At 45.3% G+C, this 13,656-nt stretch carries 12 protein-coding genes and 1 pseudogene; 8 read left to right on the forward strand and 5 right to left on the reverse strand.

The features are described 5' to 3' along the window. The 5 genes and pseudogenes from IM477_RS06035 to IM477_RS06050 form a co-directional block, all read left to right on the forward strand. On the forward strand, positions 1-501 hold a 501-nt coding region (locus IM477_RS06035), incomplete at its 5' end, for a formylglycine-generating enzyme family protein (protein WP_287730918.1). Between the two features lie 222 nt (positions 502-723). Beyond that, positions 724-819: pseudogene (locus IM477_RS22975) on the forward strand (type II toxin-antitoxin system VapC family toxin); the annotation flags it as partial. 166 nt (positions 820-985) lie between these two features. Further along, positions 986-1,909 carry a serine/threonine protein kinase gene (locus tag IM477_RS06040; protein WP_287730919.1) on the forward strand — a complete coding sequence of 308 codons (924 nt, stop codon included), beginning with the start codon at positions 986-988 and terminating at the stop codon, positions 1,907-1,909. 176 nt (positions 1,910-2,085) lie between these two features. Further along, positions 2,086-2,961 (forward strand): glycine--tRNA ligase subunit alpha, encoded by an 876-nt coding sequence (gene glyQ / locus IM477_RS06045; RefSeq protein ID WP_287730920.1) that lies wholly within the window; start codon positions 2,086-2,088, stop codon positions 2,959-2,961. A gap of 390 nt (positions 2,962-3,351) precedes the next feature. Next, the gene (locus tag IM477_RS06050; protein WP_287730921.1) at positions 3,352-4,932 is read left to right on the forward strand and encodes a lipoxygenase family protein; all 1,581 of its coding nucleotides are present in this window, start codon (positions 3,352-3,354) and stop codon (positions 4,930-4,932) included. Positions 4,933-5,144: 212 nt separating this feature from the next. On the opposite strand, the gene rpsJ is transcribed toward IM477_RS06050, so the two are convergent. The 5 genes from rpsJ to rpsL form a co-directional block, all read right to left on the reverse strand. Further along, positions 5,145-5,462 (reverse strand): 30S ribosomal protein S10, encoded by a 318-nt coding sequence (gene rpsJ, locus IM477_RS06055; RefSeq protein ID WP_002800099.1) that lies wholly within the window; start codon positions 5,460-5,462, stop codon positions 5,145-5,147. 90 nt (positions 5,463-5,552) lie between these two features. Further along, positions 5,553-6,782, reverse strand: coding sequence for an elongation factor Tu (gene tuf, locus IM477_RS06060; RefSeq protein WP_004162845.1), 1,230 nt, complete (start codon positions 6,780-6,782; stop codon positions 5,553-5,555). 153 nt (positions 6,783-6,935) lie between these two features. After that, positions 6,936-9,011, reverse strand: a complete 2,076-nt coding sequence (fusA, locus tag IM477_RS06065) for an elongation factor G (RefSeq protein ID WP_287730922.1) — start codon at positions 9,009-9,011, stop codon at positions 6,936-6,938. A 142-nt stretch (positions 9,012-9,153) separates the two neighbouring features. Then, on the reverse strand, positions 9,154-9,624 hold the full coding sequence (gene rpsG / locus IM477_RS06070; RefSeq protein WP_002758831.1) for a 30S ribosomal protein S7: 471 nt from the start codon (positions 9,622-9,624) through the stop codon (positions 9,154-9,156). Between the two features lie 155 nt (positions 9,625-9,779). Beyond that, entirely contained in the window at positions 9,780-10,163 is a 384-nt protein-coding gene (gene rpsL / locus IM477_RS06075) for a 30S ribosomal protein S12 (protein ID WP_002740176.1), read from the reverse strand. A 422-nt stretch (positions 10,164-10,585) separates the two neighbouring features. On the opposite strand from rpsL, the gene IM477_RS06080 reads away from it, so the two are divergent. The 3 genes from IM477_RS06080 to IM477_RS06090 all read left to right on the forward strand — a co-directional run bounded on the left by IM477_RS06080 (position 10,586) and on the right by IM477_RS06090 (position 13,376). Next, entirely contained in the window at positions 10,586-10,921 is a 336-nt protein-coding gene (locus IM477_RS06080; RefSeq protein WP_353845533.1) for a type II toxin-antitoxin system RelE/ParE family toxin, read from the forward strand. Beyond that, complete coding sequence (locus tag IM477_RS06085; protein WP_287730924.1) at positions 10,914-12,071, forward strand: HigA family addiction module antitoxin; 1,158 nt, start codon at positions 10,914-10,916, stop codon at positions 12,069-12,071. Before IM477_RS06080 ends, IM477_RS06085 begins: the two co-directional genes overlap by 8 nt. 108 nt (positions 12,072-12,179) lie before the next feature. Next, positions 12,180-13,376 carry a DNA double-strand break repair nuclease NurA gene (locus tag IM477_RS06090; RefSeq protein WP_287730925.1) on the forward strand — a complete coding sequence of 399 codons (1,197 nt, stop codon included), beginning with the start codon at positions 12,180-12,182 and terminating at the stop codon, positions 13,374-13,376. Positions 13,377-13,656 lie beyond the last annotated feature (280 nt).

The following is a 13,656-nucleotide window of genomic DNA, read 5'->3' on the forward strand; positions in this document are numbered from 1 at the left end:
AACAATCCCCAAAATCCGGTAGAACAGGTTAGTTGGAATGATGCTCAAGCTTTTTGTCGGAAATTGAGTCAAATAACAGGGAAAACCTATCGCCTACCGACGGAAGCGGAATGGGAATATGCTTGTCGTGCGGGGACTACTACTCGCTTTTATTTTGGTGATGATGCTAATCAGTTAGGAGATTACGCTTGGTATGACGGAAATTCTCAGGATAAAACTCATCCTGTGGGCCAGAAAAAGCCCAATGCTTGGGGACTCTATGACATGATTGGCAATGTTTGCGAGTGGTGCGAGGACAATTGGCATGATAGCTATGAGAATGCGCCAAGGGATGGCAGTGCTTGGCTGATAAAGGATAAGGGTCTTCAAATAGCGCGGAGCAGTTGTTGGAGGCGCAGTCCATATAACTGCCGTTCCGCTTGCCGCGACCGCACCGGCCCCCATGCCAACTTCGACAACCTCGGTTTTCGGGTGGTGTGCGGTGCTGGGAGGACTCTGTAACCCTTTTTCCCTTTTTACCCTTTTTACCCTTTTTCTCTTTTTCTCTTTTTCCCGCCTAGCGGCGGATCGATTTTTTTTTTGAGATTTTCTAGGGTGCGTCCTAGGCAGCTTTTGCCTTTTTGGGAGCAGTCCTACAGGACGCGAGCCGATGAAGATGCAAGGTTGGGTTGACGACAATTAAATAGGGCATGATGGACGTTGGATAGATTTTCTCCTATGGCCGTGAGCGAAACCGTCTATATTGAAACCAGTATCTTAGGCTACCTAACTGCTCGACCCAGCAGAGATATTATTGTGGCGGCTAATATTGAGATAAGCTGTCCTTGTGTTTAAACTGCTTGTTGAGATGAGACAAGAGGCGATAGTAAAGGGATTGGGGGAGATTCAGCTAATCTAAGGATAGGCACTTAAAATGCGTCTTAGCCTATTATTTGTGTTAATCTCATCTTTGAAATATCAAAACCCCAAATCGTCTAAGGAGACAATGGCCGCCAATTCTCGGAATAAATCGCCCGTTTTTCTCGGCTGTTCCGGCAGGATCGCTATTTTTTGCCTCTTGATGTTACTATCGGCGGCAATAGGCTGGTTAATCGGTAAACAGTGGGTTAAACACAGCAATCAACCCCAAACCGTTAAACCCGTTTTTGCCACGGAGGAAAATAACTTTAATTCTGCCACAGATCGGGCATGGCAACGGAAAGCCGAGATGAGAAAGCGCCGTCTAGAGTTGGGAATTGATGGTCAGTTTTTTAAAAATCTCGTCAATGAATTGTTTAACCTCCGCTATGGGGATATCAAAGAGGAAAAACAGAAACAGGAACAAAGAGATATTTTAGCAGCAGAAATCCTCGATCGCTTAGAACGTCTCGATTCTGGCACTAGAGAAGCATTAGGTAGCTACGACGAGCAACAGCGAGAAAAATGGCGAGAACAAGTGAATCAGTTACGATTAAGCAGTAGAGTCCTTAATTTACTCACTGATACTGCTTTTTTTCAGCTATTTCCCGAATTGACAGAAAGACCAAATTTTGATAGCGGCTTAGGTCAACTATGGAGTGGTTTGGCCTGGAATCAGTTACAATCTTTACAGTCTGGCCTATCCTACCAAGCGATCGAAAGTTTAGACGCGGGGGGAGAGGAAGTTATCGAGGCAATTCTCAGCGAGGGACAAGGAAAAGCCTATGCAATAAAATTGCGTTCCAGTGATCGGTTAGACTTAAATTTAGAGACGGAAGGCGAAGTTTTACTATCTTTCTACTCTCCCACGGGTAATATTACCCTTTTAGACAAGTCTAGCGATCGGCAATGGTCTGGTCAATTACCCGAAGAGGGATTTTATGAATTAGTTATTCTCCCCCAATCTTCTACCCCTGTTCACTTTCGCTTGCAGTTAAAAGTAAGTCAATGACTTTAACCGTCAGGAGACAGTTATCAGTTATCAGTTATCAGTTTACTGTTTACTGTTTACTGATCACTGAAAAGCTCCCCACTTCCCCACTTCCCCACTTCCCAATTCATAATTCATAATTTATAATTTATAATTCCCACTTCCCCAACCCCTAACCCGCTTTTTTACTTTTTCCCATGTCTCTAACTTTCCAAGCTGTTATCGCTAAATTAAATGAATTTTGGTCTGATCGCGGTTGTTTAGTTGCTCAACCCTATGATACCGAAAAAGGTGCGGGAACCATGAGTCCCCACACTTTTTTAAGGGCAATTGGTCCGGAACCTTGGGCCGTTGCCTATGTGGAACCCTGTCGTCGTCCAACGGATGGCCGTTATGGCGAAAATCCCAATCGTTTTCAGCATTACTATCAATATCAAGTCCTAATTAAACCCTCTCCTGATAATATTCAGGAAATCTATTTAGACTCCCTGCGGGTGTTAGGAATTAACCCAGCAGATCACGATATTCGCTTCGTGGAAGATAACTGGGAATCTCCCACCCTCGGCGCTTGGGGTGTGGGTTGGGAAGTGTGGTTAGATGGTATGGAAATCACTCAGTTTACCTACTTTCAACAGTGTGGAGGTATCGATTGTCGTCCCGTGGCGATCGAAATTACCTACGGTTTAGAAAGATTAGCCATGTATCTGCAAGATGTAGAGGCAATTAATGAAATTCAATGGAATGAAAATATCCTCTACGGCGATATTTTCCTGCAAAATGAAATCGAACAATGTACCTACAATTTTGAGGCTTCTAATCCTGAGTTATTATTTAGTTTATTCAGTTTGTATGAACAGGAAGCTAAACAATTAATCGATCGCTCTCTGGTGATTCCCAGTCTAGATTATGTTCTCAAATGTTCCCATACTTTTAATTTACTCGATGCTAGAGGTGTGATTGCTGTAGCTGAAAGAACCCGTTATATCGGCAGAATTCGCAATTTAGCTCGACAGGTTGCTCAATTGTATTTACAGCAACGGGAAGCTTTAGGTTTTCCCCTACAAACGGTTTAGCAATCAGTTATCAGTTATCAGATGGGAGTTTTCAGTTCACTGTTTACTGTTCACTGATAAAATCTCCCCAACCTCAAACCAGCAACTTTGCACCTCATAGGTGCGAGAATTAATATATTAAGTTTTACAAACAGATGCAATATTTCGGGAATCTAACCCAGTTCTAGCTGTATATAATGGGTGAGAATATATCTAGCAGGTAATTTACCTCAAAAGACCCTTTTGTTGGAGGTAATTCCTTACCTTTACTAGCCTATTAGTGCCAGGAAAAAGACCACAATTTTTAAGTTCTAATTTTTTAGACAAGGAGTTACTTTGCTGACACCATCGCTCCCAAAAAATGATCCTGATCCAGTCAAAAGACAAGATCTATTAAGACGACAAAAACAAGTGTACATTTATGATTACGTTAATGGTATCACCCTCGTCAAAGATTTACCTACCCACGAAAACTTTTCTATTTCCTATCAAGTAATGCGGGGTAAAGGTTTCAGTGCTTTAATTGCCAATGGAGTCGCCACAAGGGTAGAAAATATCTTCGATCCCTTTGACAAATTAGAAGATTACGAACAACTTTTTCCCATCCTTCCCCAACCCACAAGCATTAAAACTTGGCAATCTAACACAAGTTTTGCCTACCAAAGATTAGCGGGAGCAAATCCCATGGTAATCCGCGGGATTAGCAGCTTACCAGATAATTTTCCCGTCAGCGATGCTATCTTCCAAAAAGCTATGGGACCCGATAAAACCATTGCCTCGGAAGCCGGTAAGGGTAACTTATTTCTAGCAGATTATGCCCCCCTACACCACCTAACTTTAGGCAGTTATCAAAGGGGGATGAAAACTGTGACAGCACCTCTTGTCCTTTTCTGTTGGCGTGCTAGAGGTTTACGGGGTCAAGGGGGATTAGTACCAGTTGCCATTCAATTGTATCAGGATCCGACCCTACCTAATCAGCGCATCTATACCCCCGATGACGGACTTAATTGGTTAATGGCGAAAATTTTCGTGCAAATTGCCGACGGAAATCACCATGAATTAGTTAGTCACCTCAGCCATACCCATTTAGTAGCGGAAGCTTTTGTTTTAGCCACAGCTACCGAGTTAGCACTTAATCATCCTCTGGCAATTCTATTAAGACCTCATTTTCAATTTACCCTCGCTATTAATAGTTTAGCCGAGAGCGAGTTAATTAACCCGGGCGGATTCGTTGATCGTCTATTAGCGGGGACGCTAGAAGCATCTATTGACCTGATTAAGAGTTCCTATCGTCAAAGATTGGATAATTTCGCCGATTATGCCCTACCAAAGGAATTAGAATTGCGCCAAGTCCAGGATACCTCGCTACTACCAGATTACCCCTACCGAGACGATGCTCTCTTACTTTGGCAAGCAACGGAAACCTACGTCAAAGATTACCTAAGTCTTTACTATACTTCCGACGCGGACGTAAACGAGGATACAGAATTACAAGCTTGGGCGCGAAAATTGATGTCATCTGAAGGTGGAGGCATCAAAAAATTAGTTTCTGACGGAGAATTAGACACTTTGGCCAAATTAGTCGAAGTTGTCACCCAGATAATTTTTGTGGCCGGACCACAACACGCGGCGGTTAATTATCCTCAATACGATTATCTCGCCTTTAGCCCCAATATTCCCCTAGCGGGTTATCAATCCCCTCCCAAAGCAGCTGAGGAAGTGGATATAGATTATATTCTCCGTCTTTTGCCGCCCCAGGCCCAGGCCGCTTATCAATTGGAAATTATGCAGACTTTAACAGCTTTTCAATTTAACCGTTTTGGTTATCCATCCCGAAGTGCTTTCCCAGATCAACGTGCTTACCCGATTTTGGCGGTTTTCCAAGCTAAATTAAAAGCGATCGAAAATGAGATTGATCGGCGCAATTTAACCCGATTTACGCCTTATATTTTCCTGAAACCCTCTCGCATACCCAATAGTATCAATATTTGATTTTAGCCTGAGTTCAAGAGCAACCGAAACCCTAGAAGTGGGAAGTGGAGAGAAGGGAGCGGGTTTTTAAAGTTGGATTGGGAGTTAATCATACTATTAAAAACGGATTTGGTATAGTACCAATTCTCACCCACACAAACTAGACGAGAAACACCATAACAAAGAGCCTCTAAGAAAAAAAGATGTTAGCGATAACATCTTTTTGACATTTTTTACAATTTAACCTCAATATCAACCCCTGCGGGTAAATCTAATTTCATCAAAGCATCGATTGTCTTAGAAGAGGGTTGGTAAATATCAATAATGCGGCGATGGGTGCGGGTTTCAAAATGTTCACGGGAGTCCTTGTCAACGTGAGGGGAACGCAGGACACAATAAATCTTTCTTTTGGTCGGTAGGGGAATCGGTCCGATGGCCGTGGCGTTAGTTCTATTGGCAGTATCGACAATCTTCTCACAGGAAGTATCGAGTAAGCGCCGGTCAAAAGCTTTCAAACGAATGCGAATTTTCTGTTGTTGTAGCGTAGCCATAATTTCACCTATTGCAATTGTCAAGGTACGAGATAAAGACAGTAACGGAGCAGCTTTTAAATTCACTGCCCCGTTAATTAGTAGATTAGCCTACTTGATAATTTTCGAGATAACGCCAGAACCGATGGTGCGACCACCTTCGCGAATAGCGAAGCGCATACCCTGTTCAATAGCGATCGGGTTGATCAGTTCCACGGTCATTTTGATCCGGTCTCCCGGCATGACCATTTCTACAGTGCTGCCATCATCGGCGGTGTAGTCTTGGATAGTGCCAGTTACGTCAGTTGTCCGTACATAGAACTGAGGACGATAGTTTTTAAAGAAAGGAGTGTGACGACCACCCTCTTCTTTACTTAACACATACACCTCACCTTCAAACTGGGTGTGGGGTTTGATTGTACCCGGTTTAGCGATAACCATGCCGCGCTCGATGTCGGTTTTTTGGATACCACGCAGGAGGATACCAGCGTTGTCACCGGCCATCCCTTGGTCAAGACTTTTCTTGAACATTTCGATCCCGGTGACGGTGGTGGGGCGAGTTTCTCTGATCCCGACCAATTCCACGTTATCACCCACTTTCACAATACCGCGTTCGATCCGACCGGTAGCCACCGTCCCCCGACCAGTAATCGAGAATACGTCTTCTACCGCCATCAGGAAGGGTTTATCGATATCCCGTTCGGGGGTGGGGATATAGCTATCTACCGCTTCCATTAATTCATAAATTGCGTCCACCCACTCGTTATCGCCTTTTTGAGCCTTGGGGTTTTTGGTCATGTACTCGAGGGCTTCTTTCGCAGAACCGGCAATAATGGGGATATCGTCGCCAGCGAAGTCGTAATTGGTGAGAAGTTCGCGTACTTCCAGTTCTACGAGTTCCAGTAACTCCTCGTCGTCCACCATATCTTTTTTGTTGAGGAAGACCACCAGGTTAGGTACACCCACCTGACGAGCCAGCAGGATATGTTCCCGGGTTTGGGGCATCGGGCCATCGGCGGCCGAGACCACGAGAATACCACCGTCCATCTGTGCCGCACCGGTGATCATGTTTTTTACGTAGTCGGCGTGGCCGGGGCAGTCAACGTGTGCATAGTGGCGACTGGCGGTTTCGTACTCAACGTGAGCGGTGTTGATGGTGATCCCGCGGGCTTTTTCTTCGGGAGCGGCATCGATTTCATCGTATTTTTTAGCTTGGGCATTACCCAGAGCCGCTAGGGTCATAGTGATAGCGGCGGTGAGGGTAGTTTTGCCGTGGTCAACGTGACCGATCGTGCCGATGTTAACGTGGGGTTTCGTCCGTTCAAATTTAGCGCGTGCCATTTACTTTCTGTTCCTTTGTTTTTTTTTCTTCTTCAGGTGGGTGAACAGTAATCAGTCACCGGAGATCAGTTTTAAGTTAGCAGTTATTAGGGTTGACCGATCGAATTTAAATGATCGGTTTATTCTCACTGCTCACTGGTCACTGGTTACTGATTAGCCGTTCCCTTTACTTTTGGTGATAATCGTCTCGGCCACGTTGCGGGGGACTTCTTCGTAATGGCTAAATTCCATGGTGAAGATGCCCCGTCCTTGGGTTTTGGAGCGAATATCAGTGGCGTAACCAAACATTTCCGCTAGGGGAACTTTAGCGGAGACTTTGGCGATGCCGGTCTCGGTTTCTTGACCTTCGATTTGTCCCCGACGGGAGTTAAGATCACCGATGACGTTACCGATGAAGTCTTCGGGTACTTCCACCTCGACCTTCATCATCGGTTCTAGGAGAACGGGAGCAGCTTTCATCACCGCTTCTTTGATCGCCATGGAACCGGCAATCTTAAAGGCCATCTCGGAGGAGTCCACATCGTGGAAAGAACCATCCACAAGGGTTGCTTTCAGGTCGATAACGGGATAACCCGCTACGATCCCCGATTCGCAAGCTTCTTTCATCCCTTGTTCTGACGGGTTGATGTATTCTTTGGGGATAGCACCACCGACAATTTTGGAGACGAAGACAAAGCCAGATCCCGGTTCACCCGGTTCGAGTTCGATGACGACGTGGCCGTACTGTCCTTTACCGCCACTTTGACGGATAAATTTACCCTCGGCCCGTACAGGTTTCCGCACGGTTTCCCGATAGGCAACTTGGGGAGCGCCCACCGTCGCTTCGACTTTGTATTCCCGGAGCATTCGATCAACCAGGATTTCCAGGTGCAGCTCTCCCATCCCGGCGATCACCGTTTGATTGGTTTCGGGATCAACTTTGACCCGGAAGGTGGGATCTTCATCGGAGAGAGCTTGCAGAGCTTTGCTGAGTTTCTCGATGTCCTGTTTGGTTTTCGGTTCCACCGCCACGGAGATAACCGGTTCGGGGATAAAGAGGGATTCTAGGATAATCGGGTTCTTATCATCACAGAGGGTATCCCCGGTAATGGTGTTTTTCAGTCCGATCGCCGCTCCTAGATCACCGGCGCGCAGTTCATCCACTTCGATCCGTTCGTTGGATTTGAGGATGATCAGGCGAGCGATCCGTTCTTTGGTTCCTTTGGTGGAGTTGTAGGCGTAGCTGCCTTTGGCTAGTACACCGGAATAGACCCGTAGGAAGGTTAAACGACCGAAGGGATCGGCCATGATTTTGAAGGCGAGAGCCGAGAAGGGAGCATCGTCCTTGGCTTCCCGGATTGCCTCGCTGCCATCGGGAAGAATCCCTTTAACGGCGGCTACTTCCGAGGGTGAGGGTAGGTAATCGACAACGGCATCGAGGAGCAGTTGTACCCCTTTGTTTTTGAAAGCCGAGCCGCAGAGGACGGGAACAATTGTACCAGCAATCGTCCCTTCTCTCAGACCGCGTTTGATTTCGGCTTCGGTGAGTTCTTCACCTTCTAGATATTTTTCTAGGAGTTCTTCATCAGCTTCCGCTACAGCTTCCACCAGCTGCACGCGGAATTCTTCGGCCTTTTCCAATAAGTCTTCGGGAATGTCGGTTTCTTCTATGTCTTTCCCTAGATCGTCCTTATATATATAGGCGCGCATCTTGACGAGATCAACGATCCCGCTCAGTTCGCTTTCCGCGCCGATCGGCATTTGGATGGGAACGGCGTTAGTTCTGAGGCGATCTCTTAATTGTTCGTAAACTTTGAAGAAGTTCGCCCCCGTTCTGTCCATTTTGTTGATAAAGGCAATCCGGGGTACTTTGTACCGATCGGCTTGTCTCCAGACGGTTTCTGATTGGGGTTGTACACCACCAACAGAGCAGAAAACCGCCACCACTCCATCGAGTACCCGCATGGACCGTTCCACTTCAATGGTGAAATCGACGTGGCCGGGGGTGTCAATGATGTTGATGCGATGATCTTGCCAACTGGTACTGATGGCGGCGGCGGTGATGGTGATTCCTCGCTCCCGTTCCTGTTCCATCCAGTCGGTAATTGCCGTTCCGTCGTGGACTTCGCCCAGTTTATGAGCGACTCCCGTGTAGAACAGGATTCTTTCTGTTGTCGTTGTTTTGCCCGCGTCTATATGAGCGGCGATTCCGATGTTTCGCACTCTCTCTAGCGGGATAGTCCGTGCCACAGCAACCTCCTTGCTTTGCTTGCCAGTGATGGGATTTTGTTCTAGGATTTTTTACACTATTTACAATTCTATACTTTTCTTGACAGTTTTTTGGCGGCAGCGGTGTAGTCCACCGCCCTTAAAGTATCTTTAAAGTATCTTTTTAGTAACGATAGTGGGCAAAGGCTTTGTTTGCCTCTGCCATCCGGTGGGTTTCTTCCCGTTTTTTGATCGTGCCGCCGGTTTCATTGGCCGCATCCATGATCTCGTTGGCTAGTTTACCTGCCATGGTTTTGCCGCCTCTAGTCCGAGCATAATGGACTAACCAGCGTAGTGCCAATGTACTACCGCGGTTGCTCCGTACTTCCATCGGTACTTGATAGGTGGCTCCACCGACCCGGCGGGCTTTCACTTCCACTAGGGGAGTGGCGTTTTTAACGGCTTTTTCAAATACTTCTAGGGGTTCTTGACCGGTACGTTCGCCGACGGTTTTCAGGGCATCGTAAACGATATTAGCGGCTAGGGATTTTTTGCCCGATCGCATGATCCGGCGGATGGTCATGCTGACTAAACAGCTATTGTAAACGGGATCGGGGGGAATAGGACGTTTTTTGACGTTTTTACGGCGAGACATCGGAATATTCCTGAATTTTCTAGGTTAACTTTAACTTTTGCTTGACAGTCGGATGATTACAGCCCATCTCAAAACCTCTCCTGCGAGTCTTAAGTCTCTTGGGTTAACTTTGACCGGCCCGGTGGGAGTATTTTTTTGGTTAATCAATTTCCTGTTTATTTAGCGGCGGGTTTGGGGCGTTTGGTTCCGTACTTAGACCGCGCCTTTTGACGGTTTTTCACCCCGGTGGCATCGAGGGTGCCGCGAATGATGTGATATCTGACTCCGGGTAGATCTTTGACCCGACCGCCCCGAATGAGGACGACCGAGTGTTCTTGTAGGTTATGACCGATGCCCGGGATGTAGGCTGTCACCTCAAATCCAGAGGTCAAACGTACCCTAGCGACTTTCCGTAGGGCTGAGTTGGGTTTTTTCGGTGTGGTGGTATATACTCTTGTACAAACTCCCCGACGTTGGGGGCATTGTTTGAGGGCGGGAGATTTGGTTTTTCTTTTCGCTTTGGATCTTTCGTCGCGTATTAATTGCTGAATGGTGGGCATGATAGGGCTGTATCTAAGGTTACTCTGAACTCCTATTACCGAAGGTCAAATCGTTGACAAAAGGTCATTCTACCAAATTGTTGCTCTTGTTGTCAAGTCGCTTATTGTGCTTTTCTCCGGTTTAGATGTTAGAGATTGTCTTTTTCTTGGGCGGCGGCGGCACTCAATTCGGACGTTATTAGGCGATAAAATTACAGCTTCGTTGTTTTAGCTTGATGGTGCAATTTTAGCGATAATCATCACCTGATTAATCGGCCAATGTCTGAAAAGCTGTCTCTAGCTAACCTCATTTCCAGAACTGGTGTCTAGACTATTAGCTCTTAACGATATATTTAGAGCGTTTGTACTGGATGCAACCCAGGTGTGCTGCCATAAAATATTGTTAACCTTTGAGGTTAACAATATTACAAGGGTCATCTACAATGGATATTGTATTTAAGGAAAAAAAATTTGAGAACGAATGCAATAGCCAAAGACTACTGAAAAAACAGTATGGAGAGAAGATGGCTAAGAAAATCAGGCAAAGACTCGACGACTTAAAAGCAGTTATTGTCCTGGAGGAAATGCGATCGCTGCCGGGACGTTGCCACGAATTGTTACATAACCGTGGTGGACAACTATCTCTAGATTTAGTTCATCCTCTCAGACTAATTTTTGAGCCGGCTAATATACCGATTCCTCAAAAAGCAGACGGGGGAATTGATTGGAAGAAAGTAACCGCAGTCGTAATTATTGGCATAGATGACACCCATGACTAATACTATTGAGAACAGATATGCACCGGATTTTATTTCTCCACCGGGAGAAACCCTTGCCGAAATCCTAGAAGAAAGAAATATGTCTCAATCGGAACTCGCCCAACGCATGGGCAGACCGAGAAAGACTATCAATGAGATCATAAAAGGTAAAGCGGAGATTACTATCGATACCGCCTTACAGATAGAGTTAGTGTTAGGAACTCCCGCCAGTTTCTGGATAGAGCGCGAAAGACTTTATCGGGAATATTTAGCGAGAAAAAACGAGAATCAAAGATTAAAAGGTTATTTAGGCTGGTTAAAACAAATTCCTTATCGGCAGATGACTAAACTAGGCTGGCTCAAGTTTTATGAGGATAAAATAGAGCAATTACGGGAGAGCTTGAATTTTTTTGCCGTTGTCTCCCCTGAGCAATGGCAGGAGATTTGGGGGAGAAATTTATCGATTGATTTTAGAAAGTCTCAGGCATTTGAGAGCGATCAAGGGGCAATAACAGCATGGTTACGTCAAGGAGAAATAGAGGCATCGAAAATTAATTGTGCTGATTACAACGAGTTGAAATTCAGAGATGCCTTGCGACAAATTCGTTCGTTAACTATTAAGTCTATCGAGGTATTTCAACCGCAAATGATCGAGCTTTGTGCGGCCGCGGGAGTTGCCTTAGCCTTTGTCCCTGAACTTCCGAAAACAAGGGTATGCGGTGCTACCCGCTGGTTAGGTTCTCAGAAAGCTTTAATTCAATTGAGCGATCGATACAAAACAAATGATCATTTTTGGTTTTCTTTTTTTCATGAAGCTGGTCATATTTTATTACATGGGAAACGAACTTTATTTTTAGAGGGGAAAGATATTCAAGATACAATTAAAGAAAAAGAGGCGGATGTTTTTGCGGCTAATTTCTTAATTGATCCTGGAGATTGGCAGAGATTTATCGCCAATAATTCTCTCAGTAAAAAAGCTATTAATCAATTTGCCGAACAACTAGGAATACACCCTGGTATTATTGTTGGTAGAATGCAACATGAGCAAATTACTTCTTATCAAAACTATAATGATCTTAAGGAGAAATATTGTCTAAATACGCAGAATTCCTTTTTGGTATTGACGAGCGACTCCCCAAAAGGAAAACTTCCTATCTCACCATTAAGATAACTGCTGTAAGCGGAGATTACTAAGGATAAATTTGGCAATAATTGACAAAATTAGCATGAGAGAAACAAAGTTGCGATAAAATCAAAAAAAGTCAGGGAGAGGATAGCTATGCTCGATCTTGCGAAATTAGCGGCAAAAATGCCAGGAATCAGTCAACATTTTCAACAGGAAGTGACAGCTAGTCGCGAGCGAGTGCAACGGGCTAAAATTCTTTTAGAACAGGCTCAACAGCAACAGGAAAAACTGCTAGAACTCTATCATAACTGGCACGATCGCCTAATTTTCTCCGTAGCGCTACCGATCGAACCTCTCGACACCCGCATTACTATCCTTCCCGCTCCCGAAAGTCATAGCGTTTTTGCGACGGATGGTTCCCAAATTGCCCCTTCTCACCACGAAATCGCCTACTGTTATCTAATTAATATCGGTAGGATTATGTTGCACTATGGTCAAAATTTGCACCCTCTCCTCGATAGCATTCCCGAAGTCTATTACAAATCAGAAGACCTCTACATTTCTAAACAGTGGGGTATTCGCGTGGATGAGTGGATGAGTTATCGTCGGACGGTATTAGAAAGCCAAATGTTAGCAGAAATGGCTACTCGTTGGGTAAAACCCCCTGGGGCCCATTATGAACCAAATTTAGCCCTCGTGGATGGTTCTTTGATCTATTGGTTTATCGATAGTCTCCCCCCGGAAGCAAAAGATTTAATTTTGCCACCGATTTTTCAGTCTTGGGACGATTTAAAATCAGCTAGAATCCCGCTTATGGGTTATATTAGTGCTTCTCGTAGCACGGAAGGCTTAAATTTCCTGCGTTTACAATCTTGTCCCCATGATACTCCCAATTGCTTGATCAATTGCGGTGATTTAGACCCAGAAAAAACCCCTTGTCGCGTTGTCGATCCTCTCCGGGATGCTTCTCTCTGGGGTTATTTATTGGAACCGGGACAAAGAAGTCCTTTTTGGCGCAGTTCTTTGAAAATACTCGATCTTTATGGGGATGAACATCGCATTTACTTCTGTTATCTCCATGTGGGGACGGAAATCGCTAGGGTAGAGGTTCCTGCTTGGGTGGTGGAGGATCGAGAATTACTCGATCGCTCTTTGAGTATTTTACTGGCCCAGGTGTTAAAAGGTTATGGTTATCCGATCGCCTTAGCGGAAGCGCACAATTTAGCAGTGATTAAAGGTGGCGATCGCTTGCGTTTTTTTGCCCTTTTGGAACAACAGATGATTAAAGTCGGTTTACAGGATGTGGGAACATCTTATAAGGAAGCGAGAAAACGCAGTAGTATCGCTTGATAGTAAATCTGTTGAGTATAGGCTACATATCAGGACAGGCAAAAGGCAATAGGTAAGAGGCAAAAGAGGGAATAAATAGGGTCTGCTGAAAAAGTACGGGCGAAGCATTCGGGCAATAACCTATCGGTGAAACCGTAGATTTTCTATCCGAATGCTTCGCCCCTACAGGACGCGGGCCGATGAAGACGCAAGGTTTTGAAGCGCTATTCTCTCAAAATCTTGCACCTGTTTCGCTCTTAAAGCCACAAAACCCTTACCTTGCCTACATTTCACATTTATT

Origin of the sequence: Microcystis sp. M090S1 (assembly GCF_020246295.1) — a bacterium.
GTDB lineage: Bacteria > Cyanobacteriota > Cyanobacteriia > Cyanobacteriales > Microcystaceae > Microcystis > Microcystis aeruginosa.

Bases quoted from the DNA above. Each gene is read 5' to 3' on its own strand.
- IM477_RS06090 (WP_287730925.1), top strand. From the start codon at position 12,180: ATGCTCGATCTTGCGAAATTAGCGGCAAAAATGCCAGGAATCAGTCAA.
- rpsG (WP_002758831.1), bottom strand. From the start codon at position 9,624: ATGTCTCGCCGTAAAAACGTCAAAAAACGTCCTATTCCCCCCGATCCC.
- tuf (WP_004162845.1), bottom strand. From the start codon at position 6,782: ATGGCACGCGCTAAATTTGAACGGACGAAACCCCACGTTAACATCGGC.
- glyQ (WP_287730920.1), top strand. From the start codon at position 2,086: ATGTCTCTAACTTTCCAAGCTGTTATCGCTAAATTAAATGAATTTTGG.
- IM477_RS06085 (WP_287730924.1), top strand. From the start codon at position 10,914: ATGACTAATACTATTGAGAACAGATATGCACCGGATTTTATTTCTCCA.
- rpsJ (WP_002800099.1), bottom strand. From the start codon at position 5,462: ATGGCTACGCTACAACAACAGAAAATTCGCATTCGTTTGAAAGCTTTT.
- rpsL (WP_002740176.1), bottom strand. From the start codon at position 10,163: ATGCCCACCATTCAGCAATTAATACGCGACGAAAGATCCAAAGCGAAA.
- IM477_RS06080 (WP_353845533.1), top strand. From the start codon at position 10,586: ATGGATATTGTATTTAAGGAAAAAAAATTTGAGAACGAATGCAATAGC.
- IM477_RS06040 (WP_287730919.1), top strand. From the start codon at position 986: ATGGCCGCCAATTCTCGGAATAAATCGCCCGTTTTTCTCGGCTGTTCC.